The sequence below is a fragment of the Mucilaginibacter pankratovii genome (assembly GCF_014773265.1).
Taxonomy (GTDB): Bacteria; Bacteroidota; Bacteroidia; order Sphingobacteriales; family Sphingobacteriaceae; genus Mucilaginibacter; species Mucilaginibacter pankratovii.
Map to the genome: position 1 here is coordinate 216,292 of NZ_JACWMY010000005.1, position 25,222 is coordinate 241,513.

17 protein-coding genes are annotated in these 25,222 nt (G+C 46.5%); 11 read left to right on the forward strand and 6 right to left on the reverse strand.

Annotated features, from left to right (window positions below):
• Nucleotides 1-160 precede the first annotated feature (160 nt).
• The 5 genes from IDJ77_RS11690 (at nt 161) to IDJ77_RS11710 (ending at nt 8,736) form a co-directional block, all read left to right on the forward strand.
• On the forward strand, nt 161-3,697 hold the full coding sequence (locus IDJ77_RS11690; RefSeq protein ID WP_191189134.1) for a sensor histidine kinase: 3,537 nt from the start codon (nt 161-163) through the stop codon (nt 3,695-3,697).
• A gap of 189 nt (nt 3,698-3,886) precedes the next feature.
• Nucleotides 3,887-5,074 carry a sensor histidine kinase gene (locus IDJ77_RS11695; protein ID WP_224751061.1) on the forward strand — a complete coding sequence of 396 codons (1,188 nt, stop codon included), beginning with the start codon at nt 3,887-3,889 and terminating at the stop codon, nt 5,072-5,074.
• Nucleotides 5,075-5,089: 15 nt separating this feature from the next.
• Entirely contained in the window at nt 5,090-7,282 is a 2,193-nt protein-coding gene (locus IDJ77_RS11700; RefSeq protein WP_191189136.1) for a sensor histidine kinase, read from the forward strand.
• A gap of 22 nt (nt 7,283-7,304) precedes the next feature.
• Nucleotides 7,305-7,688, forward strand: coding sequence for a response regulator (locus IDJ77_RS11705; protein WP_191189137.1), 384 nt, complete (start codon nt 7,305-7,307; stop codon nt 7,686-7,688).
• A 4-nt stretch (nt 7,689-7,692) separates the two neighbouring features.
• Nucleotides 7,693-8,736, forward strand: a complete 1,044-nt coding sequence (locus tag IDJ77_RS11710) for an adenylate/guanylate cyclase domain-containing protein (protein WP_191189138.1) — start codon at nt 7,693-7,695, stop codon at nt 8,734-8,736.
• Between the two features lie 93 nt (nt 8,737-8,829).
• Here IDJ77_RS11710 and IDJ77_RS11715 read toward each other — a convergent pair whose 3' ends face one another.
• A complete protein-coding gene (locus IDJ77_RS11715; RefSeq protein ID WP_191189139.1) occupies nt 8,830-9,915 on the reverse strand; it encodes an AI-2E family transporter in 1,086 nt (361 codons plus the stop codon).
• A gap of 100 nt (nt 9,916-10,015) precedes the next feature.
• On the reverse strand, nt 10,016-10,330 hold the full coding sequence (locus IDJ77_RS11720; RefSeq protein ID WP_224751062.1) for a hypothetical protein: 315 nt from the start codon (nt 10,328-10,330) through the stop codon (nt 10,016-10,018).
• A 113-nt stretch (nt 10,331-10,443) separates the two neighbouring features.
• Between IDJ77_RS11720 and budA the strand changes: the two genes are divergently transcribed.
• On the forward strand, nt 10,444-11,223 hold the full coding sequence (budA, locus tag IDJ77_RS11725; protein ID WP_191189140.1) for an acetolactate decarboxylase: 780 nt from the start codon (nt 10,444-10,446) through the stop codon (nt 11,221-11,223).
• A 50-nt stretch (nt 11,224-11,273) separates the two neighbouring features.
• On the opposite strand, the gene IDJ77_RS11730 is transcribed toward budA, so the two are convergent.
• From IDJ77_RS11730 to IDJ77_RS11745, 4 genes are all read right to left on the reverse strand, one after another.
• Nucleotides 11,274-12,197 (reverse strand): bestrophin family protein, encoded by a 924-nt coding sequence (locus IDJ77_RS11730; RefSeq protein ID WP_191189141.1) that lies wholly within the window; start codon nt 12,195-12,197, stop codon nt 11,274-11,276.
• A 38-nt stretch (nt 12,198-12,235) separates the two neighbouring features.
• Nucleotides 12,236-12,736, reverse strand: coding sequence for a hypothetical protein (locus tag IDJ77_RS11735; protein WP_191189142.1), 501 nt, complete (start codon nt 12,734-12,736; stop codon nt 12,236-12,238).
• A 257-nt stretch (nt 12,737-12,993) separates the two neighbouring features.
• Nucleotides 12,994-14,355 (reverse strand): HAMP domain-containing sensor histidine kinase, encoded by a 1,362-nt coding sequence (locus IDJ77_RS11740; protein ID WP_191189143.1) that lies wholly within the window; start codon nt 14,353-14,355, stop codon nt 12,994-12,996.
• A gap of 6 nt (nt 14,356-14,361) precedes the next feature.
• The gene (locus IDJ77_RS11745) at nt 14,362-15,033 is read right to left on the reverse strand and encodes a response regulator transcription factor (protein WP_191189144.1); all 672 of its coding nucleotides are present in this window, start codon (nt 15,031-15,033) and stop codon (nt 14,362-14,364) included.
• A 509-nt stretch (nt 15,034-15,542) separates the two neighbouring features.
• Between IDJ77_RS11745 and IDJ77_RS11750 the strand changes: the two genes are divergently transcribed.
• From IDJ77_RS11750 to IDJ77_RS11770, 5 genes are all read left to right on the forward strand, one after another.
• Entirely contained in the window at nt 15,543-16,931 is a 1,389-nt protein-coding gene (locus IDJ77_RS11750; RefSeq protein ID WP_191189145.1) for a serine/threonine protein kinase, read from the forward strand.
• A gap of 170 nt (nt 16,932-17,101) precedes the next feature.
• A complete protein-coding gene (locus IDJ77_RS11755; RefSeq protein WP_191189146.1) occupies nt 17,102-18,508 on the forward strand; it encodes a serine/threonine protein kinase in 1,407 nt (468 codons plus the stop codon).
• An 85-nt stretch (nt 18,509-18,593) separates the two neighbouring features.
• Nucleotides 18,594-19,556 carry a hypothetical protein gene (locus tag IDJ77_RS11760; RefSeq protein WP_191189147.1) on the forward strand — a complete coding sequence of 321 codons (963 nt, stop codon included), beginning with the start codon at nt 18,594-18,596 and terminating at the stop codon, nt 19,554-19,556.
• A 95-nt stretch (nt 19,557-19,651) separates the two neighbouring features.
• The gene (locus tag IDJ77_RS11765; RefSeq protein WP_191189148.1) at nt 19,652-21,118 is read left to right on the forward strand and encodes a PP2C family protein-serine/threonine phosphatase; all 1,467 of its coding nucleotides are present in this window, start codon (nt 19,652-19,654) and stop codon (nt 21,116-21,118) included.
• The gene (locus IDJ77_RS11770; protein WP_191189149.1) at nt 21,105-25,181 is read left to right on the forward strand and encodes an FtsW/RodA/SpoVE family cell cycle protein; all 4,077 of its coding nucleotides are present in this window, start codon (nt 21,105-21,107) and stop codon (nt 25,179-25,181) included. The genes IDJ77_RS11765 and IDJ77_RS11770 overlap by 14 nt, the downstream gene beginning before the upstream one ends.
• Nucleotides 25,182-25,222: the final 41 nt, after the last annotated feature.

Genomic DNA, 25,222 nt, shown 5'->3' on the forward strand with positions numbered 1-25,222 from the left:
AAGGGCTAAGATATTAAATGTTTGTTTCTTTGCCCTGTTAAGTTTTCAGTTTTCATAAATTAGAAAAATATGGCCTGCAATGCAGCTAATTACGGGTCCGGATTTGATTTTTACCATATTAATTAGTTAATTAAGCAATTCATTTAAACCATCCTTTCTCATGAGAAGAACTTTATTGCTGGCCTTGTTGCTTATTGCCGGTATTTGTGGCAAAGCGCAAACATCTCATGTTTATTTCGATAGGCTGGACATTAAAAAAGGCCTGCCCGAATCGTACATCCGCGCCATGGCAGAGGATAGCGAGGGTTATATGTGGATAGCAACGCAAAACGGACTGGTGCGCTACGATGGCTATAATTACAAGGTTTATAACCTCGGCAGCGATAAAATTAACCTTTCGCCGGTAACCAACGTGCTAAGTGTAGCTGTAGGCGGCGATAAAAGCCTTTGGGTAAGCGCGGTGGGTAACGGGCTGTTCAGATACAATAGGGCAAAGGATAGTTTCGACCAGTTTGTTTATCCCACCAACAAGTTTCAGCAGTATTTTGGCATACGGCTGATAGATAACGATGGCAACGTATGGGGTATGATCAATGATAAAGTTATCCGCATCACAAAATTCGACCCGAAAGCAAAAAAATACGAGTTTTACAGCGTCTTAGATAAAGGCCCTAACTACCTCAACGCTTCGGCGCTGATGGGTGTGACCAAAACTGCCGATGGCAAGGTTTGGATAGGCACCAACAATGGGTTGTACAGCTACGCAGGGCCAGGCAAACCGCTAAAGGCATACCTCGCAACTACCGATACCGCAAAAATGACGGGGGCTAACCCGGTGTATGAGGCACCGTCACAACCCGGGCTGCTTTGGATGAACTTGTTCCATGGTAATAACCACGATTTGAGGATAAGCTGCCTTGATACAAAAAGCGGGCGCATTATTAAAGAATATAGGGCAGCTAAAAATGTTGATAGTATTTCCGATGCAGCCGTGAACACCATCTACGAAGATAAAAAACAACGTTTATGGCTCGCCTGCGAAAAAGGGCTCTCACTGCTCAATCGCCAAACCGGGAAATTTACAAACTATCTTACAGCCGATACAGCCATAAGACAGCTAAGCCGCATAGTAGAAGATAAAAATGGAAAATTATGGGTCTCTCCTTTAGAGAATCTCCTCTATTTCGACCCGGAAACCGGCTCTTTCCAATACTATAAAACAAACCCCACCGAACCGGGAGGCCTAATCTCGGGCGATATTACGGTGAAACTGATAGACCACAGCAACGCGCTGTGGCTGGGTTTTGGATATGGCGGCGTAAACAAGATCAGTAAATTAAAAAGCGCTTTTGAAGCTATTAAACAAACCGCCGGTAATGGCTACCCGGGTGGCTCGGGCAGGCTGCTATCGTCTGATAAAGCACGTACGCTTATCTATAATACGTTAAAGGGTATATATATGTGGAAAGCGGCTACCGGTAAGTTTAGCAGGATCTTTGCCACAGTTGCAGGGCAAACCATCCAGCATGCCTGGGCAGACGAGGATATGCTGTACCTTGGCACGAACAACGGTTTTATAACCTACGATATTGCCACCGGTCGTAAGGACACCTATCGGAACGGCCCCAGAGACGGCAAAAGCATGGTAGGTAGTGATGTGAGAACAGTATATAAAGACCATACCGGCACCGTTTGGCTTGCCATGGCCGATAGCATGGGTATAACCTCTTTCGAACCGGCTACTAAAAGATTTACGAGATACCCCTTCCGGAATAATAACGATAAGATTTTTAGCGAAAACGACGGCTCCTTAGATGATGCACGCGTAATTAGTATTTACGAGGATATGCAAAACACGCTTTGGGTAGGTACCAACGGCGGCAGTATTAATAAATTCGACCGAAAAACGGGCAAGTTCTTTTCGTATTACAATCGCCAAAACCAAAAAATGAGCTGCATCTCGGAAATGTTTGAGGACCGTGCCGGCAGGTTTTGGGTTGGCACCTACCAGCAGGGGCTGTTCCAGTTCGATCGTAAAAAAGGTACTTACATCCGCCAGCTAAACGAGCGCAACGGGTTATTGTATAACGGCATAAATTGCGTCAAGGAAGATTCGGTTGGCAGACTATGGATAGCAACCGACCGGGGCCTATCGCGGCTGGACCCGAAAACCATGGCCCTTACAAATTTTAAATATGATGATATTTTGCCGGGGGTAGAAATTGGCTCGCTGCAAACCGCTACCCTCGCCGACGGTCGCTTTGCATTGAGTACCCGCGAAGGAATAGCCTTTTTTAATCCGCAAAGCCTTAACGATGACGAATATCCGCCTATAGTGCATATAGAAAGCATCCGCTATAACGCACCCGGTGCAAACGATAGCCTTTCTAAACAATCGTTACGTTACGGGCTTACCCGGTTGGAACTTTCTCACAACCAAAATAGCGTGCAGTTTAATTATATAGCTCTACATTTTGAAAACCCGGAAGGTAATACCTATGCTTATATGCTGGAGGGGTACGATAAACAATGGGTGCAGGCGGGCACCAACCGTACGGTAACTTATAATAACCTGCCGACAGGCACCTATACCTTTAGGATAAAGGCCGCCAATAGCTCCGGCGTTTGGGACGAAAAGGGGGATAGCATTGTAGTGGTTATCAGTCCGCCGTGGTGGTTTACCTGGTGGGCCTGGATCTTGTGGGCGCTTGTTTTTGTGGCAGCTATATATTACTATGTAAAATACCGGTCGCAGCAACTGATTTACGAAAACCAGTTGTTGGAGGAAAAGGTAGAGCAACGTACCGACGAATTGCAGGTTGCCAATAAGGAATTAAGTGAACAGCAATTAGAGATCACCTCGCAGCGCGATCAACTGGCATCTACCGTTAATGAGCTGAAGGCGGCGCAGCAGCAGCTTATCCAATCGGAAAAACTGGCATCGCTGGGCGAGCTTACCGCCGGAATAGCCCACGAGATCCAAAACCCGCTCAACTTCGTCAATAACTTCTCGGAAGTGAGCATCGAGCTGGCCGTAGAAATGAAACAAGAACTACGCAGCGGCAGCAAAAAGGAGGCGTTATCGCTTGCCGATGATATCGTGCTGAACCTGGAAAAGATAGTCCTCCACGGCAAGCGCGCGGATGGCATCGTAAAGAACATGCTGCAACACAGTCGCACCAACACCGGCGAAAAGCATATTACCGATATGAATGCTTTGGTAGACGAATACCTGAGGCTGAGTTACCATGGCTTACGTGCAAAGGACAAAAACTTCAATGCGGATATGGTGCTGGACCTGGACCCCGATCTGCCGAAGATCAGCGTTATACCGCAGGATATAGGCCGGGTGATGCTCAACCTGTTCAACAACGCTTTTTACGCCGTGCAGCTAAAAAGGAAAACAGCAGGCAAGAAGTATAAACCGCTTGTGGAGGTATCAACCAGTTTATTTACCCCGCCAAAAGGTAAAAGCGAGATCCGTATCTATGTAAAAGATAACGGCAACGGCATCCCCGAGGCAAATAAGGACAAGATAATGCAGCCCTTCTTTACCACCAAGCCCACCGGCGAAGGTACCGGGCTGGGTTTGTCATTAAGCTACGACATTGTTGTAAAAGGACACCGCGGCAAAATGGATATGAGCAGTAAAGAAGGAGAGTACACCGAGTTTACCATACATCTGCCGGTTGCGTAATAAAATAGTGCAGGCAAACTGGTAGCAAAAAATATTATCTTTAGTGCCATAACTTAATCTATCTCTTAGAGCATGCATATTTTTCTCTTTATAGCCATTTTTTTACTCTTAAGGCGAATAATCAAAGTAATTAAGTTTACGCCGTTACGGGCAAGGTGGAGTTCGGTACTCAATATCGCAAGCGGGGTTATGTGGCTTGTATTTTACTTAAACGCCCAGGAAGTAAAAGAGCCCTATGATATGCTGGTCAGCGTGGTGTTCCTGGCCGGCGTACTATACTATTTTAAAAAGAACCCGGATTTTGATATGATGCGGTTTTATATCGAATCTCATTATCCGCTCGTAATCGTAACGTTTATAGATGTAATTGCAGAGATTTTCTTTTCAGATTTCGTTGACAAACATGAGGTCATTTTTGTGATGGCAATCCTGCTCAGCTTCTCCTGGATCTTTGTACGCTGGGCCAGTTCGAAAAAACAGGAAGAAGAATTCAGGGCCATTAACCAGCAAAATGTTATTTTAGATAAGCTGGTTGCCGAACGCACCGCCGAGCTTACCAAACAAAAAGACGAATTGCAGGAAGCAGTAAAACTACTGCAAACTACGCAGCAGCAGCTGATCCAATCGGAAAAGCTCGCTTCGCTTGGCGAACTTACCGCCGGTATTGCGCACGAGATACAAAACCCGCTTAACTTTGTAAATAACTTCTCTGAAGTGAGCATGGAACTCATAGACGAGATGGGCGAGGAGCTTGCCAAAGGCGATACCGAAGAGGTAATGGCCATTGCTAACGACATCAAACAAAATCTCGAAAAGATCCGTCACCACGGCAAACGTGCCGATGGCATTGTAAAAGGCATGTTGCAGCATAGCCGTTCCAGCAGCGATGTACAGGAACCCACTAACGTTAACAACCTGGCTGATGAGTACCTGCGCCTGGCTTACCACGGTTTACGTGCGAAGGATAAAAGCTTTAATGCCGAACTGGTAACGCATTTTGATGACGCGCTGCCGCTGATAAAAATTGTTCCGCAGGATGTGGGCAGGGTGTTGCTTAATATGTTTAACAATGCCTTTTATGCGGTGCAGCAAAAACAGAAAAAAGGTATTGTGGGCTTTAAGCCTACAGTGGAGGTAAGCACCGTGAAAATTGGGCAGTTTTTAGAGATTAAGGTAAAAGATAACGGCATCGGCATCCCCGAAGAAATTAAAGATAAGATACTGCAGCCCTTTTTTACCACCAAACCTACGGGCCAGGGTACCGGGCTGGGCCTTTCGTTAAGTTATGATATTATTGTTAAGGCCCATGGCGGCCAAATAGATATCGATTCGGTTGAGGGAGAATTTACTGCTTTTATTATTAAATTACCGTTGTAATTCTAGGCCGGTTATATGAGGAAACTTTACCAGCTATGTTTTTTATTTACTTTGCTACCGCTTTGCCTTCTGGCGCAAACGGTACAGCCGCAGGTTTATGAAATTAAAATCGACAGCGCAAGTTTTACCGGGCTGGAAGATCAGAACTATCAAATCCTGCCAGATCCATCAGCAAAACTTTCCCTGGTGCGGGTTAGAGCCATGCCATTTAAGCCTATTAAAACCGACGGCTTCCGCATCAAGGATTTTAACACAAAAGTTTACTGGTGTAAATTCAACGTTAAAAACACGTTACCCAAGCCTGTAAATGTTGCCTTTGTCGGATCAATTTCGCGCATAGATGTTTTTGGAATTGATAGCGCGGGCGCAATAACACAAAAAACAACCGGGCATGATGTGCCGTGGTCGCAGCGGTCGGGTTTAAAACGCTTCAGGCAGGTGGTTTACACCCTGCAGCCGGGCCAGCAGATGAGTTTTTTTGAGCGGCAATACTTCGATTTCAAGTTAGACAGGCGAACCAGCGTAGACGTGGTATTTAAATTGCTTAAAAATGAGCAACGCGACGCGATCAATTTTTACGAGGATAGGTTAAAAGATGTGAGCATCATCTCATTCCTGTGTGGTGTTCTCATTCTCGCATCGCTTGTAAACCTGTTTTTTTACAGCGTAAGCCGCGAAAAGGTACATCTGTACTTTGCACTATTTGGCCTTTTTTACTCACTGCTTGCAGGTAATTACCCGCTGTATGATGTCTTTTTTAAGGAGATGCCGGTACTGTCGCGGTTCAATTTCGTTATCGCATTATTTTGCGGCCTTTTTCTTTGGAAATTCCTGTCGGTTTTTTACAAGGCTACAATGTTTTACCCTCGTTGGTATAAGGTAAGCAATTACCTCAGCTATTGCATATTTGTATCGGCTATTAATATGCTATCGCCTTCCATAATAACTAATATCGCATTATCGGGAGTTTTGGCCAGTATAGTTGCTTTATTTATTTTAAATGCATTTGTAATACTCTCCTTTAGCCTGTTCAAAAGCAAGGAGGAGAAAGTGTTTAAACTCATTACCGCGCTGCCATTTTTGTTTATCGGCATTGTTTACCTCATTGCAGATATTATTTACGGTACCGGCGCGGGTGCTAACAACGGCTTCGTAAAATTTGTGCATACCTATGGCGGCGATATAACCCTGCTTTGCTTTTACTGGCTGGTAATATTGTTCCTGTGGAAGATGATACAGCGTTTCCAAACCCTGCAAAAGCAAATATTGCAGGAAGCTCTTGAGCGCGAGGTACTGGCACGCGAGCACGAGGCCGAGCGCATGCAAATGATAGCAGGGCAAAAAATAGAACTGGAGCAACAGGTAGCTGAACGCACCGCCGAGTTGCACCGATCGCTAAACGATCTGAAGCAAACACAAAACCAGCTGATCCAGTCGGAAAAAATGGCCTCCCTTGGTGAACTGACGGCAGGTATTGCCCACGAGATCCAAAACCCGTTGAACTTCGTCAATAATTTTTCGGAAGTAAGTGTAGAGCTGCTTGATGAACTGGAGATAGAGCTCAGCAACGGCGATAAGGACGAAGCCATAGCCATAGCGAATGATGTTAAACAAAACCTGGAGAAAATACTGCATCACGGCAAACGCGCCGATGGCATTGTGAAGGGCATGTTGCAGCACAGCCGGGCCAGCAGTAGCGCAAAAGAACCTACCGACATTAACAAGCTTGCCGATGAGTACCTGCGCCTGGCTTACCACGGCCTGAGGGCAAGGGATAAAACCTTCAACGCCGAATTGATAACCGATTTTGATGAAAGCCTGCCAATGGTAAAGGTTGTGCCACAAGATATTGGCAGGGTGCTGCTTAATTTGTTCACCAACGCGTTCTATGCTGTTCAGCAAAAGCAGAAAACCGCGGGTCCGGATTATAAACCTGTTGTTACTGTTACAACTTTTTCTCCTCCGTTAGCTAACGGCGGGCGGCAGGCTGTGCTCGTAGTCCGCGACAATGGTATAGGTATCCCGGAAGGCATCCGGGATAAAATACTACAGCCCTTTTTTACCACTAAACCAACCGGCGAGGGTACAGGCTTGGGCTTATCGTTAAGTTATGACATCATCGTAAAGGCGCACGGCGGCAAAATAGAGATAGACAGCAAGGAAGGGGAGTACACAGAATTTACAATTTCCATCCCGGCTACAAGTTAAAAGACATATATTTACAAAGCTTATGAAAATATTGGTAGTGGATGACGAAGCGGACGTGCAACCGCTCTTTTTACAACGTTTCCGCAAGGAGATACGCAGCAACGAGATAGAATTCAGCTTCGCCCAGTCCGGCGAGGAAGCCCTCCATTACCTGCACGAAAAGCAATCTGAAGTGGTGCTGATCCTCAGCGATATCAATATGCCGGGCATGAGCGGTATCGAGCTGCTTACCCATATCCGCGAGGATTTTGATACCCCACCACCACCCGTGGTAATGATGATAACCGCTTATGGCGACGAAGAGAACCACCGCCAGGCAATGGAAAAAGGCGCAAACGACTTTTTAACAAAGCCGCTGGATTTTACCCTGTTAAAAGAAAAACTTAAAACCTTTACCGAGCAATAATAAAATGGCCAAGATATTAGTAGTAGATGACGAGGCTGATTTGGAGCTATTGGTTAAACAAAAGTTCCGGAAGAAGATAAGAGAGAACATTTACGAATTTGTTTTCGCGCAGAATGGCGAGGAAGCCCTCGAACGTGTAAAAGAACACCCCGACCTGGATATTATCCTGAGTGATATTAATATGCCCATTATGGACGGCCTCACGCTGCTTAGCCGCCTGCCCGAAGCTAACCCCATGGTGAAAGCGGTGGTAGTATCCGCCTATGGCGATATGCAGAACATCCGCGTAGCCATGAACCGTGGTGCCTTTGATTTTGTAACCAAACCGGTAGATTTTGAGGACCTGGACCTTACCATGGAGAAAACCATCCTCCACGTAAAACAGCTGCAGGAAACCATTAAGGCCATTAAAGAAAACAACATCCTAAAGATGTACGTGGATGAGAATGTACTCAACTTTATGACGCACAAAGAGTTTGAGAACAGCCTGCTAAAGAACGAGGTAATTGATGCAACCATGATGTTTGTGGATGTTTGCGGCTTTACTGCCATAACAGAGAACGTACCGGCCAACACGGTTGTAAACCTTATCAACAGCATTTTTGATAAAATAGTAAAAGAGATTGTTGCCCAGGGCGGCCTGGTAGATAAATTTATGGGCGATGCGGTAATGGCTGTTTTTCGTGGTGATTATCACCTGGATAGGGCGATAGATGCTGCCCTGGCTGCCCGTGCCCACATAGCACAGATGGATGCGGTACATGCCGGCGAAAAATCTTATCAGCCGCAAATAGCCGTAGGAATCAACTCCGGCGAAGTAGTATCTGGTAATATTGGCTCGGCATCCTTAAAACGCTTGGATTACACTGTTATAGGCGATGCCGTTAACCTGGCGCAGCGCTTGCAATCAGCCGCCAAAGGTGGGCAGATCATCATCTCCGAAGAAACTTACCACAAAGCAAAAGAATCCTTCCGTTGCGAAAAAATAGGGGATGTGAACTTAAAGAACAAAGCCAAAGCGGTTACTATTTACGAGGTGGTTGAATAGATCATTGGTGATGGTTGATAGTTCATGGTAGCTGCCCCGTTTTATAAGGGCACATTTTCTATGAACTATCGACTATGAACCATGAACCAAAAATCAATCCGCCAGCGGCACATGTTTGGCATCTATTTCTGGCTTTGGGTAGTCCTCGTTTATCTTCTTCACGTATAGCTCATCTGCCAGTATCACAATAATGGCCAGCAGGGGCACCGCTAATATAATACCCAAAGCGCCCGATAATGTACCCATAATTACCTGGCTGATAATGGTTAACGCCGGCGGCAGGTTGATGATCTTGTTTTGAATAATAGGTGTTACAATATTGCTTACAACGGTTTGCGACACGATATATATCAGCGTTACAATAACAGCCGTATTGGTGCTCACCGTTAAGGCCAACAATACCCCCGGTATCATAGCTATCAGCGAGCCAAAATTGGGGATGATCTTCAACATCGCGGCTATCAGTGCCAGCACCAGTACCGCGGGTATCCCCATAATAGTGAGCCCTATCGTTAGCATAATAAATATCAGTACAATGGATAGCAGCGTGCCTTTCAGCCAGCCTTTGAGCGAAAAATTAACCCGATTCATGATGCACTGCCAAAGTTCCTTTTTATCCGGCGGGATGATGATCATAAAACCGTTTTTGTAAACCGTGGGACTAACGGTAAAAAATATCCCTAAAAACATAATGATGTAAATATTGCCCAACACCCCAAAACTGGTGCTGAAAAAATGCTGCGCGGTAACGAATATTTTGCCCGAATTATCGTCAAGATAAGTAAGCACCTGCTGGCCAATCGGGGTTTCTGCAAGCTTACCCCGCGCGGCATTGATGGTATTAGGCAGCGTATGGCTCAATTGCGCCACCTGATGCTGAATTTTTGTGCCCATAAACCAAAGCAACGCCGCTAAAATGGCAAAAGTGCCGCCTACGGATATTGCCATGGCCGGCTTGCGGCCCCATTTGGTTTTACGCTGAATGATATTGCCCAAGCCATGGAAATAGGTGGCAATAAGGGTAGCGGCCAATATCATCAGCAACACGTTAAACGCCACCCTTGCAATAAGTACCACAATTACCAGCAGGGCAACAATGCCCACGGTGTGCCACACTTTTTGGATGTAGGTAAGTTCTCTCTTTGGGCGGGGGGTAGTTTTCTGCGGTGTTGTATCCATATTGTCCTTCACGTACTAAAGGACAATGTTTACTCTTAAATGTTTTGGAAGTTTAAACTTGTGTTGCATAGTTAAAGTAAACTGCTATAAAACAATCCTGTTATCGATACGAAAATGTCTCTGCATGCAGTACATTTTCCTCATAATGTAAAAGGTATTTGGCATCCTCGGGGTAGTACTTCGCTTTCTCGTAATCTTCCCCGGCAAATTTTTTGATATCCTCGTACGACCGCCATTTGGTGACTGTCCAGAAATGGCAGATATCGCCCTCAATCTTCCGCGACACTTCAACCGAGAGGTTTCCTTCTGTATTTTTATAATCCGTTAAACCGCTTTCCTCCAGGAAGGTAAGGTAGGCATCGCTGTGTTCGGCTTTTGTGGTGCCGTGCCAGATGCGGGTAATGATTTGCGGCATGGTATTAATATTGTGGTTTTTATGGCGCTCTCGCCGCTATAAAACGCCCTTAATCGCACTAATGTTTTCATACCCCGCCATTTATAAATATATTCGGCCATATTTCAACCCTCATGAAAACCTTATTCATAATACTCTTCTCGCTATTAACTTTACAACTAAGCGCACAGCATAAAAAGTACAACTACTTTTACCAGTACGGCATAGCCGATGCCTTTTTGGCCGGGCTTTATCATGGCACCTTGCCGGTAAAAGAAATGAAAAAGCATGGCGACTTTGGCCTTGGCGCCCCCGATATGCTCGATGGCGAACTAATGATACTGAACGGGAAGGCTTATCAAAGCCGTTCAACTGGCCTTACCACGGTAATGCCCGATACCGCAAAGGTTCCATTGGTTTTATCTACCTATTTTAAAACCGATACTACCTTTTACATCAATACACCTGCCGATAAAAAAGAAACGTTTGCACAGATAGATAAATACCTCACCAAAACCAACGGACTTTACGCCATCCGCGTCACCGGTGATTTTGCCCTGATAAAAACAAGAGCGTTCCCGCCGGTAGATAAAGAGCCTTTTTTGCCGCTGGCCAGTATGCTGGAACGCCAGAAATTCTTCACTACCGAAAACGTGAGCGGTACGCTGATGGGTTTTAAACTCCCCGCATATTTAAGCAGCGTTACCATTGCCGATTACCATTTCCACTTCCTGAGTGCCGATAAAAGAAAAGGAGGGCATATTACCGACATGAAGGTTACCAAAGTAAAGGTGGAGATAGCCGTGCTGCAGGGCATGGATATCCAAATACCGCAAGACAGTAATTTTATGAACTTCGACTTTAAAACCGTTAAAAAAGGCGACGCGCTGAAAGCCGAAACCGGCATAAAATAAACAAAGCCCCCCCGGTTACAGGAAGGCTTTGCCATAGGATAAATATAGGGTTAAAGGATGTAAAAAACTTTCTCCTGTTCGCGGGCGGTTTTTGCTTGCGGGATAGCTTCCATATGGCTATCGTTCAGCATCTGTTTCAAATCGCGCTCAATGGTTTGCGATATGGCCGTTGTTGGCGTATCACTTGGTTTATTCTCAAACGGGTCCTGCAGGTGGATGGCCATTTTTTCTACCAGCAAAAAGGCAGCTGCTATGGCGATGATCAGCGGCACTTCAAAGATCCCGAAATACTCAATCAGCCCAAAAGGCAGCAGCGAAATAAACAGGTACAGGCAAAAGTGGATATACAGGCTGTAAGTAGCCGGGAATATGGTGTTTTTAATACGCTCGCATTTGCCCATAGCATCACATAAGCGGGTTAGCGTGCGATCTATCTCCACCTGCTGGTAGTCGTTTAGCCAGCCATTTTTGTAGGCCAGTTGTGTATCCAGGCCATGCAGTTTTAGCAAGGCATTCGGCATATTGCTAAAACGGCGGGTAAACTTCACTTCCTCTTCTACCAAAAAATCAACACTGCGGATATAGCTATTTTGGCCTCTTAACGATTGGCTGAGGCTGTAGCACCAGGCTATTTGCCTTTTTACAAAACGGTTTTTAAAATGATCGGCGTCTTCGTTGCCGTTATCCAAAAAAGTAATCAGCTGGCGGGTAAGTGAGCGCGACTCGTTAACGATGGCGCCCCAGATGCCGCGGGCTTCCCACCAGCGATCATAAGCCTGGTTAGAGCGGAAAGCCAGCAGCAACGATATGATAGTGGCCAGGATGGACGGCACGGCTATAGGTATGGAGATGCGCAAAAGGGGGAAAAAATGGTGGAAGGCCGCTATCAAAATGGCGTATGCCGCTACCAGGAATAATTCGTTCTTAATCTTCCCGACAACATATTTTACGGGGATATTATCTTTTAGTAACATAGGTAATTTCTTTTAAAAGGTAAAAAATGGGGGTTAATTTAAACCTGCTGCAATTCCAGCTCATCTTCTGTATGTAATGCCTTTACTTTTACCGGTTGCGGTTTTACATAAGGGTTCAGGTTTATCACCTGGCATTTGCTGCGCTCCAGCAAGGTGCCGGGCTCGTAGCTTAGCGGCGTTAGTTTGGCGTAAGCATGGTCCTTTAAACGGGCTACCTGGTTTATCTCCCGGGCTTCTAAATAATTTTTGAATACCGCCACCGTATTGCCGTAGAAAAACTCTGTTGTTAAGTGCTCTATCTGTGCGCTGTATTCGCGCGACAAGCGGGTACACTCGTTTAAAAATTCCTGGGTAACGTATTCGTATTCCCGGCTGCGGCGCGAAAGCATCAGCAATTCGGAGATGGAATCTGACAAGCCAAGGAAATTTACCAACGTGATGTTGAATTTTTGGCCCGGCTGCTGTTGTAGCAATGCAGGGATGGCTTTTAATGAATCTAAGCTAAAATCGGTTGGGATTAAGATGTTTTTAGTTTTCATGGTAGTGCTTGTTTATTGATTTGATACAATAGTCGGCACCGGGCATTAGAACGATATAAGAGGAAGATTAGAATCTGATTAGAGTTTAAAAAAGCTTAGAGATTTGAGGAATAATGGATTATATCCGGTCCAAAACGTCATGCAGAACTTGTTTCGGCACCCCATCAAGTAAGCCACAATGCATAACCGCTTAGCATGGCAGTTACCTGCAGTGTGGGTTGCCGAAAAGAATTCGGCATAACGTTTTGATTAAGTAATTACCCCACATGAACAGGCAGCATCACCCTGATGGTGGTACCCTCGTTTACCTTTGATGCGATGGCAATACTGCCTTTGTGCAGGCGCACAATATTCAAGGCAAGGGGCAGCCCAACGCCGTGTCCTTCGAACTTACCGGTGTTGGAGGCACGGAAAAAGGGTTCGAAGATATGTTGTACATCACTCTCCGGAATGCCGATACCTTCATCTTTTATACTGAAGATAACGCTTCTGTTCTCTGCGGATACCTTGATAGTTACCGGTTTATTGTCGGAGTATTTACAGGCATTCAACGCAATGTTGCTCAGCGCCAGTTTAAGCAGGTTTATATTGCCCATAATAATGAGCCTTTCATCTTCCTCGGGCAAGCCGGAGAGATCGATGCCCAGGTTATTTTCGGGTACGATGTGATCAACCGCTTCTTTTATCAGCCAAACCAGTTCGTCGGCCCGGATCTGCTCCCAGTTCTGTTTTTTACCGTCGAAACCCGTTTGGGCCAGCCCAAGCAGGCTGGTTAAAATATCCTGCAGGCTTTGCGCACCCACCAGTATCTGGCTCAATGTTTTTTGAGGATCTGCACCGGGCTTATCCATACTTTTTAAAGCCAGTTCGGCCTCGCCTTTAATCACGGCAAGTGGGGTTCGCAGTTCGTGCGAGGCATTGCTGATAAAATTGTTCTGGGTTTCAAAGGCGGTCTCCAGCCTGTCGAGCATATCATTAAAGGTCTGCGTCATTTCGGCTATCTCGTCGTTGCCATCGTAGTTTTCCAGCCGCAGGTGCAGGTTGCTGGCCGTAATGGTGTTTACCTTTTTGATGATCTTCCGCACGGGCTGAAACGTGAGGTACGAGAACCGTTTACCAATAAGGTAAGCGATAAGCACCGAGGCAAAAAAGCCGATGAAAAGCACCTGCTCCAGATTGTTTAGCTCATTTAAACCATAAGGATCGGTAGCCGATACAATGATCATTACATCACCATCGGCAAACCTGAATATTTTGCCCGCATAAAAAACGTTATCCTTTTTATAACGGGTTTGCCCGTCAGTTAAGATACTATTTAATAGCTCCTGCGGTAGGCCGTGCGCCTGTCCGTTCTGATAATCGGCAGGTTTAATGATATATTCTTTTTCGGCCGTGAGTTTCTCCAGGTAACGCTGCCTTATTTCCTTAACCATACCAACACTGTCCTTATCGTTTGAGTGTTGTATCTGCGACGCAATATTCACCCGGGCTTCCAGTCGTTTATAAAAATCCTCAAAGGTAAACTGGTGCACGAAGTAAAATATAGCGCCACTAAGTATCAGGATAATAGATAGCGTAAGGGCCAGGAATAAAAGGGCTACTTTTCGTTGAATGCTCATTGGGCCTTATTTTAAAATATAGCCCATGCCAACAACCGTATGGATCAGCTTCGGCTCAAAATCTTTATCAACTTTTTTGCGCAGGTAATTGATATATACATCTACCACGTTGGTACCCATGTTAAAATCGATGTTCCAAACGTTTTCCAGTATCTCTATTCGCGAAAGCATGTGGTTGCGGTTCTTTACCAAAAACTCCAGCAGGCGGTATTCTGTAGCCGTTAATTCTATGGTCTTTCCGCCCCGCGTTACCGATCGTTCATTCATATTGATGACCAGGTCGGCCACTTGCAGGAGGTTAGGGGCGGGAGCATTGCTGCCATTGCGCCGGGCGAGGGTACGGATGCGGGCGTTAAGTTCGGCCAGGCTAAAGGGCTTCACCATGTAATCGTCGGCCCCGCTATCCAATCCAACCACGACGTTCTCAGTAGTACCCAATGCGGTCAGCATTAAAATGGCCGACTGGGTATTGGCCTGCCTCAACTGGCGGCATACCTCCACACCGTTGATGCCTGGCAGCATAATATCCAGGATGATCAGCTGAAAATCGCCCTTCAACGCCATTTGCAAGCCCGTTGTACCATCCAAAGCAACGCTTACCTGGTGCCCCTCGGCAACCAGGTCGCGCTGGATGATTGATACCAGCTTCGCTTCATCTTCTACCAGGAGTATCTTCATTCGGGCAAATATAATTCAACCGTGGCAACAAAAAACGGGGCAAAGGGTTTTAAAATCGTGTTTTATACAACCAGAATCTCTGATACGCGGTGGAGAGTTTACTAAACCCGACGAGGCCTCACCTAAGTCCTCTGCAAAGGACAGGTCTTAAAATGGTTAAAGAACCCTCTCCATTGGAGAGTAATAGCCCATCATAAGACAGATTCCATAAAACGTTCCGCTGGAACGTAAAAATTGTTGCTTTTTTTCTACCCATAAGACGTTCCTCCGGAACGACTTTGTTTTTCTTCATCCCTTCGGGATGTTTTATGGGTAGAAAATACCAAAGAACCCTTTAACGTTCCATCGGAACGTCTTATGAATTACCCGCCTGTCTTATGATGGGCTATTACTCTTTGGAGGGGGCAGGATGACGCTTTCAATCTTCAATGGATATTTTGAACCGCGTTTTACAATCTCCCTCTACCATAGTCTATATACACATCAGTTGAGTATATTAGCACCCATAAATGAGCAAAGTATTTACCATTGCAGAAGGCCTGGAGAACCTCGGCGCGTTGCGCAGCGGCGGTCAGGGCTCGGTATATAAGGGGAAACGCACCGGTGCTATCTACTCCGCCATTAAGCTCATTCCTACGCCCATTTATGCCGAGAACGAAGATGATAAGAACTACCGCAACTTCCAAAACGAAGTAGCCAAGCTGCAGAAGGTAAATGAGATACCCAATCCCAATATCATAAAGATCCTGAGTTCGGGCCTTACAGAAAGCGGTTCGTTCCCGTTCATCGAAATGGAATTTATTGATGGGCCAGACCTGAGCGAACTCCTGCTGCCGCCCCACCAAAAGATCTTCACCTTAAAAGAAACCCTGAAAGTTGCCGACCAACTGGCAAGCGCCCTTGCGCATTGTCACCGCCTTGGGGTAAAACACGGCGACCTGAAGAGCAACAACGTAAAATATAATATCCACAGCGGCAATTATGTACTGCTTGATTTCGGCCTGGCCATCATGACCGAGGAGCAGCGCCGCAGCAGTATGCGCAACGCCGGCGCGGTAGAATTTATGGCTCCCGAGCAATATGACGGTAAAATGCTGCTGCAAACCGATATTTACAGCTATGGCGTTATCCTGTACGAATTGCTGGCAGGGGAGGTGCCCTTTATGTTAACCGGTGATGGCGAAAGCGGCCGCAACGCCGTAATGCTGAAACACATGGAATCGGCGGTGCCCGATCTGCTGGAGAAGCGCCGCGCCAACTTGCCAGACAACTGGACGGAGCAAAAGAAAGCCAGCGAAATGCAGGTACCCGATTGGATGCTGAAAGTTGTGGCCAAATGCCTGGAGAAGAAACCAGAAGCCCGTTTTATGGATGCTTTGGAACTTTATGAGGCCCTCTCGATACATCAAACGCGAATGGAGCCGATAGCTCCGGTTACCGAAACGGATAAGCAATATGCTGATATTGAGTGGTCGTTAAAATTGCAGCTCATTAAAAACCAATTGCAGGACAGGCTGATCTCGGAGATGATACTGCTCTACAACACAAACCCATCCGCCACCCTGGCCGACGAGAACAAAGCCTACTACCTGCACGACCAGGTAAAACTCCACCATAACCGTTTGAACGATTTGCTGCGCGAAAACGGTAAGGCTGATAAGCTTCGCGAAGATGACATCCAGGCGGCGATGGATAAAATACAGGAGACCGAGCTTGTGGCGCATCCATCCAAATTATATGTCTCCAAAGTAGCGCTCTATAGTTTGTTGGTAGCACTTGGCGCGTTATTGTTCACCACCATTTTGTTGTGGCAGGTTTACAAGCACAACCCACTTGCCATCAAAATTGTCGGTCATATTTCAACCATCCTAAAAAGCCTTTTTTCTGGCAAAAAATGATTCTAAAAAGGCAGGAAAATCGACCAAAAAATCGCGAAAAAACGTAAAAACGCGGAAGTTTATGCGAGTAATTTTTCATTATTTTAAGTTCGCCACAACAAAGCGGCAACTTTATTGTAATTTCATGGCAGGTTCGCCGTTATACGGCAAGTGGTAATTTAACACGATAAATGAGTAAAGTATTTACAATAGCAGAGGGCCTGGAAAACCTTGGCGCGTTGCGCACAGGCGGCCAGGGCTCGGTATATAAAGGCAAGCGAACGGGTACCATATATTCGGCTGTAAAGCTGATACCCACACCCATCCACACCGAAAGCGGCGACGATAAAAACTACCGCAACTTTCAAAATGAAGTAGCTAAACTTCAGAAAGTCAACGAGATACCAAACCCCAACATTGTAAAGATCTTAAGTTTCGGAGTCACTGAAAGCGGCGCATTTCCGTTCATCGAGATGGAATACATCGAAGGGCCGGACCTGAACGAGCTTTTGGCCCCGCCGCACGAAAAGATCTTTACCATTAAAGAACTACTTAAAGTAGCCGACCAATTGTCCTGTGCCTTAGCACATTGCCATAAAGTAGGTGTAAAGCATGGCGATATCAAAAGCAATAACGTAAAGTACAATATCCACACAGGTAACTATGTGCTGCTGGATTTCGGCCTGGCCATCATGAGCGAGGAACAACGCCGCAGCAGTATCCGCCATGCAGGTGCCGCCGAGTTTATGGCGCCGGAGCAGCATGAAGGTAAAATGCTGTTACAGACCGACATATACAGCTACGGCGTTATCCTTTACGAGCTTTTAACAGGCGATGTTCCCTTCCCGTTAACCGGCGAAGGCGATACCGGCCGCAATGCCGTAATGCTGGGCCACATGGAATCGGAGGTACCCGATGCTCTGCGTGCCCGCAAGCTAAACCTGCCCGAGGAATGGCCCGAACAAAAAATGCGCCAGGAAATGCAGGTGCCTGCGTGGCTTATCAACCTGATAAGTAAGTGTTTACAAAAGAAACCAGAAGACCGCTACGCCGATGGACAAGAGCTGCACGATGCCATTATAACAGGTAGCCTTGCCGCGCCCACAGGCGGCAGCGCGAATATTGGCGGGGTATCAAAAGCCAATATTGAAACGTTAAAGGCTGAAAATAAGAAACTGCAGCAGCAGGTATTGGAACTGCAATCGGCAAACCAGGAGGCCGACGGGAATACACCCGCCGTACCGGATGATGAATCTAAAATGGTGATCTCCAAGCTGGGTTTCAATGCTTTGGTGGCGCTGCTGGTGCTGTTCGTGGGTTTTTCGGTATATGCGGCATTCTACAAAAAAGATGCGCGCCTGCCCAAAACTAACATTGCGCAGGATTCCCTGCAAAACGCACAGGATACCGCCCAAATGGCTAATCCACAGCAAGATATGCCAGCGAATGATTTTTACAAAGAACGCCAGCAACGGGCTGATTCATTGAAACACAAAAGAGACAGCATCATAAAAGCGACGATTGACAGTGTAAACGCAGCAAAAGCCGTAAAGACAACTAAGGATAGTGCGACGATAGATACATCGTCAAATCAGTAAACAAACTTTAAAATTATAGCTGAACAGGGCAAAACATCTTTTACCGTTTTATGTTCAGTAATCATATTTGAATCTTACATCACAAATGGAATCAAAACCAAATTTTTGGCAGCGTATAGGTATACAGGATTGGTTTTTAACCAAAGAAAGCACCGGCGTAAACGGCAAGATCCCCGCGCTTACACCAGATAGCGTTTATACCTACATCGTCGAAAAATTTCAGGACTCAATAAAAGACCTCTCCTTTGCCGACCGTGTGGTTTTCTACCACGAGTTCATCATAAGCTTCAACTCCGATGATTACAAGGAGTTTATCGAAAACAAGCAGGGTTTATTCGGCCTTATTGTACAGGAAACGGTAAAGAAATTCTACGAGATACTAAAAGAATATCGTATTGCAGGTAAAAAAGTGGAGCCCTCCGGCTCTAAATGGGTGTTTCGCCTGGTATCGCACCCCGATTATCAGCGTGGAGATAAGGGTTTTATGGGCAAACTACTGCCCGATAATAACAACCAACCCGCCAAAAAGGAAGAGAACCTGCGGGTAACCTTTATTCCGCGCCAAACGGGGATAGCCCAAACCTTTGATGTAAACCAGGATATCCTCAAGGGCTTTATTTATTATAGCGAAGGTTATTTTGAGATCCCTTACCAGGAAGATTTGGAATACAGCGAAAAAGAAGCCATTAAGCAGGATAAAAAGAGCATTGCCAGGTTCGAAACTATCATCCCTGATAAACAGTTCGCCGGTAAAAAGGTGGAATACATGATGAAGGATGATGATATCATTGTATCGGGCAGTGATGAAGAACGCGAGGAGCAGAGCGTGTTTAAGATCCCGAGTGAATGGGTGAACACACCACACTTACAGGTACGCTTTAACAAGGCCGATGCTAAATTTTACCTGGCATCCTTCGGCGAAATGACCACACTGAACGAAATGGCGGTGCCCACCAGCGATATCAACTCGCCAAAATGGGTGGAGTTGCCGGTAAACTCGCGCATATTACTCAATGGCATTATTGGCTTAAACCTGTTTAAATCGTAAAGGCATGTCGCAAATATTATCTATAGGCTTATTGGTAATGGTGGTTTGCCTGCTGGCAACGCACTTTATTGATATTAAAAACTCCGGTAAAACTAATGGCTGAAAACTTTTTTGGATTAACGGATACCGGTAAGGTACGCAGCAATAACGAGGACACCTTTATTGCCCAACGCTTAAGCAGTCAATTGATACTGGCCAGCGTAATTGATGGTGTAGGCGGCTACAACGGCGGCGAGGTTGCTGCTGCCATAGCCCGCGAGCAAATGTTGGATTATTTGGGCGACAGGCAAGGCGATCCCATCCCCGCCATGATAGAGTCCTTTAAGCTGGCTAATAATGCCATCTCCGCCAAAAAACAAGAAGTGAAAGAGCTGGACAGCATGGCCTGTGTGGCTACGATGGCCCTGGTAGATATCCCAAACAACCTGTTTTACTACGCGCATGTGGGTGATACCCGCCTGTATTTGCTGCGCGATACCACGCTGGTGAAGATCTCCAAAGACCATTCCTTCGTAGGTTTCCTGGAAGACTCGGGCAGGCTGACGGAGAAGGAAGCCATGGATCACCCAAAACGGAACGAGATCAACAAGGCCCTTGGTTTTACCAGTCAGATAGATTCTGACGAGAGCTTTATCGAAACCGGGCAATCGCCATTTTTACCGGGCGATATGCTATTGCTTTGCAGCGATGGCCTCACCGATATGGTAAATAAGGGTGATATTACCGATATCATCACTCAAAAGATCTCCCTGCAGGAAAAAGCCACCAGGCTTATCCACGCGGCTAATAAAAACGGCGGGCACGATAACGTTACCGTAGTCCTTGTCCAAAACGACAAAACCCCGCAGAATCAGCCTGTAACCGCGCCAACTGTCGATATAAAAAAAAACAATGAACCGGCCGTTGAAGTAAAAAAAGAATACCAGGCGGTTAAAGCCACCATCAACCCCGATAAACAAAAAGCCATGCCAGCTAAAAAAAGCAACTTACTTAGTGTAATACTGGGCATACTTTGTATCGCCTTTTTAGGTGCCGCACTCTATTATTACCTGCAATGGCAAAAGGAAATTAATAAGCCGGTAGCTGAGCAAACAGCCGCCGTTGCTGCCGAGAAAGCGCCCCGCAACCCGCAGGAGATCCAGTTGCAAAACGCTATTAATATGGCAAAAGGCGATACGCTTACCTTGGTTGATACTGCTTTTAAACAACCCATCATCATTAGCGACACGTTGGATATCAGTAAACCACGCCTGTTTATTAAAGTAAAGGGCAATCTAACCTTACAATGCGATAGCACTTACAAAGGCCCCGCGTTTTCGGTATTTAAAGGAGCTAAAGCTATTGGCTTAGAGAATATTAAACTGCAAGGGTTTACTACTGGGGTAAGCACTTATAATACCGACCTTCACTTAAAAAACGTACAGTTTGTAAATTGCAATACGCCTGTGTTGCGTTCATTTAACCTGCCAGCCGGCAAACCTGTTACCGAGGGCTTCCCGGTGACTGTGCTATATGCCGATTCTGTAAGTAAATCACCTAAACCCGCCAATGGAACAAGGTAAGCCGCAAGAAATCCCCACCAGCCGCAGTAAAGAACGGATCTTCCTGTTCGTCGTGGCCATTCTATTCTCTGTGCTATTTTATAGACTATACACCGTGCTGCAATTGCGCTTCGCGGATGTAGATAAGCGCCTTACCGAGGGCACCATGGTGAACCTGAACGATAAAGACCCCGCAGGGAAGATCCATGACCTGCTGACCAAGGGCTATTACTTTGAGGACAAGAAGGATATCGACCTCATTACCAAAACAGTAGGCGATAATATTGGCACCGGCGTTAAAATTGATAATGTTGGTGAGCTGAACAAAAAGAAATATTACGTAGTGGCCGATGATGCCTTCCAAAACGGTGGCGAATCGTTTAAAAGCAGGGTTACCGCCTCGCGTTCGTTATTGGGTTATACCGGCGATGATTCGCTGCTTTTTGTAAGCGAACGTACCGCGCAGATGAAATTACCGGCCCAAACCGACCTGGCAATGGGTAGCTATAGCATCAGCGGCAGCATACTAAACAAAACCGAACCGGTACCCGGTGTGCTGGTGAGGCTGGATATGATCATTCCGCAGGATAGCCTCTACAGCGATGAGGAAACCGACGAAGTAAAAACGAAGGTGGAAAACGGTTATGGTTTCAAAAAAACCTTTTATGCAGATAGCGGTGGCAAGCCAAAATTACAGGAACTTACCGCCTATGCCCGTACGGATGCATCCGGTGCGTATCATTTTAAAAACCTGCCTAATAATAAAGCATTTAAGGTTTTACCACTGCAACCCGGTTACCAATTTGGCACATCGCAGGGCACAGTGGATTTGGATGAGGACGCCGAATTTAATTTTACCCAGGCACCGCATACCATCAGGCTGTTCTCTACACGCGATTTTAACATTCTGAAAAAGGAACGTTCGCTTATTATCCGCACACCAGCGGAGTTTAACAGCTGGTTTTGGATCATCGCGGGCAGCTTTATCGGCGCGTTCCTGTTCGTGCACCTAATACTTTCATGGCGATTCAAAGCCGCAGATCAGCTGATATTACCGGTGGTGATGATCTTAGCCGGCTTATCATTTATAACGCTGCTGAGCCTGCAGGACCCACTGCGAGATCGTTTCCTGGCCAAAGACTCGTTAGTGTACTTAGGAATTGGATTGGTTGCTATGCTGGTAATGCTGTTCTTCAACATGCGCCGCTTTACGGCAGATTCATGGCTGTACCGCCTTGTGTTCTTTAAAAACAATCAAAAAGCAGCGAACGGCTGGCCATGGGTGGTGATAGCTGCCGGTTTATTGGCCATGACCATTAAATTTGGTACCGGTCCTGAAGGCAGTGGGGTAAAGGTTAACCTCTTCGGTTTTCAGCCGAGCGAAATTGTAAAATACCTTGTTATCCTTTTCCTGGCGGGATTTTTTGCTGCCAATGAAAAACTCATCAGCGAATACACCAGCTGGACAAAACGCTGGTCGTTCTTTGCCTTTGCGCTCGTATCAATTTTGGTGACATTAATGCTCTTCTTATTACTGGGTGATCTTGGCCCGGCTATGGTAGTTTGCTTCACCTTCATCGCCTTATTCTCCTTCTCCAGGGGCGATTTCATGTTCATGGCCATAGCGGTGGTCATCTACGTACTTTGTTCCTGGGTATTGAAGAACGTTTGGCTCTCGGCATTAGCAACTGCAGTGATTGTAGGTTTACTGATGTTGTTCCAACGGAGAAAACTAAGCGAATCGGCCATAATGGTGCTGGTGATCATGGCGGCGTTTTTAACTATCGACCAGATCCCGTATTTAGGTAAACTGTTCCCCGGCCCTGTACAGCGTTTGGTGGACAGGAAAGCCATTTGGCAGGATCCATGGAACAACGAGGTTTACGGCGGCGACCAGGTAGCCAACGGGCTTTGGGCTATGAGCAGCGGCGGCGTATCCGGCCAGGGCGTAGGGGAGGGCTTTGCCAAAACTATCCCCGAGGCACATACGGATATGATACTGCCCTCCATGGGCGAAGAATTTGGCTGGACGGGGATCGTCTGCATCTTTCTGCTATTCTTGCTTTACCTGCACCGCTCCATCATCATCGGGCGGCGTACGGGGACACCGTTTCTGTTCTATCTATGTGCAGGGGTGGGGGTTTCCACATTTGTGCAGTTCTTGCTGATAGCGGGTGGCTCTACGGGGGCGTTGCCATTGTCGGGTGTATCACTGCCATTTCAAAGCTATGGGGGTTCGTCGTTAGTGGCTAATTTACTGGCATCCGGCTTTTTACTCTCCGCATCATTGGTACGCGGCTCGCCGGTACAGATGAAATATATCTCCAATCAACAGGATAGAAACCTGGTACCGGCGCTTATTGCTGCCGTAATGGGCGTTACCCTATTGACCGTCAGCGTATCAAGGTATTTGTTCGATAACAAAAAATGGGTAGTACAACCCGCTTTGGTTGCCGATAAAAGCGGCGCGCGTATGTTTAGTTATAACCCACGTATTGCTATCCTGATGAACAGACTGCAGGCGGGATCGATATACGACCGCGACGGTGTATTACTGGCCACCAGTAAGCCCGATATGGTAAAGAAACAATTAGGCAAACTCGCTAACGCTGGCGTTGGTAATTATAATATCGATTCGGCGATGCACAAAAGGTTGGACAGGTATTACCCTTTCGAAGAGCAGATGTTCTTTTGGACGGGCGATGATAACTCCGGCGTGTTCAACGGAAGCAGCAACGGCTACTTTGCCGAATATGAGCACGCTGCAGAACTGCGGGGCTTTCAACTACCCACCACCAACTATAATGTAACCGCTAACCGTTACCGGGAGGACAGGTTCCTGGCACGTGGTGTAAAAGAAATGACGGTTGTAAAGCGCGATTACAGTGCACTATCGCCATTATTGTTAGCAGGGCTGAACAGTACCGCCGTGGATTCTTTCAAAAACCGTAACCGCGATGTACAACTAACCATGGATGCCGGCTTGCAAACCAGCATCCAAAAATCGATGGAAACGGATACCTCGCTGTTAGATAACCGGGTATCGGTAGTGGTGATGGAATCTAACACAGGCGATGTACTTGCATCATCCTTGTATCCATTGCCGCCCGTTCGCAACTGGGAGAAACTCACCATGAGCTACGCCGAGCAAAACCAGCTCAGCAACTGGATGACAACTACCGACCTGGGCTTTACTTACGCCACGCAGCCGGGTTCAACGGCCAAGCTGGTTACTTCATTAGCATCGTTTAATAAACTGGGCATCGCGGCCGCAAACCGGAAATTCCAGGTAAGCGAGTGGGAGCGTATCCGTACCAAAGGGCTTGAGCCTGATGAAACCGGCTTGATCACTTTGGAACGCGCTGTAGCAAAATCAAATAACGTTTACTTTATCAAGCTGGCCAACGAGGAGCATCTGCAGGAAGATATGGCTACACTTTACCTTAAAACTGGGATGTTTTTGCACGGTGTAGGTGGCTATTTTTACGGTCGGCAACAGGAGAACGCGGCCCAGGAAGAAAAATGGCGTACCTTGTGGCGTAAAACCGAGTTCAACACCAAGCCGCGATACGATCCTAATAACATCCGCCGTACGCGTGCTAAAGGCATCTCGGGTATGTCGTGGGGCCAGGGCGAGTTGATTGCAACACCGGCTTCGGTAGCAAGGGTAGCAGCCGGAATTGCCAATGGCGGCACCATGCCTAATAACCGCTATGTATTAAAATTCAGCGATTCGGCAACATCGGTAAAACCGGGAATTAAGCTGGCTAATGATCCAAAATATGCCCAGCTAATGCGCCGGTACATGATAGAGCAAAGCGCGCCAAAAGCTTACACTTTAGGCTTGGCTGTCGCGGGTAAAACCGGTACACCGGAACGGATCTGGAAAAAACAGCAAATAAACGATGGCTGGTACGTATTCTTCGCGCCAAAACAAAAGGGCAGCGGTAATATAGTGGTTTGCGTGCGTATAGAATCGACCAAAGGTTCTTCCGACGCGGTAAAACTTGCCGGGAAGCACGTGATACCATTTTTGTTAAAAAAGGGTTATATCAAAAGCATTGTTCAGCAAACAAATGAATAATGGCAGGGTTAAAAAGAGTGTCGGCAAGGCACAAATACATA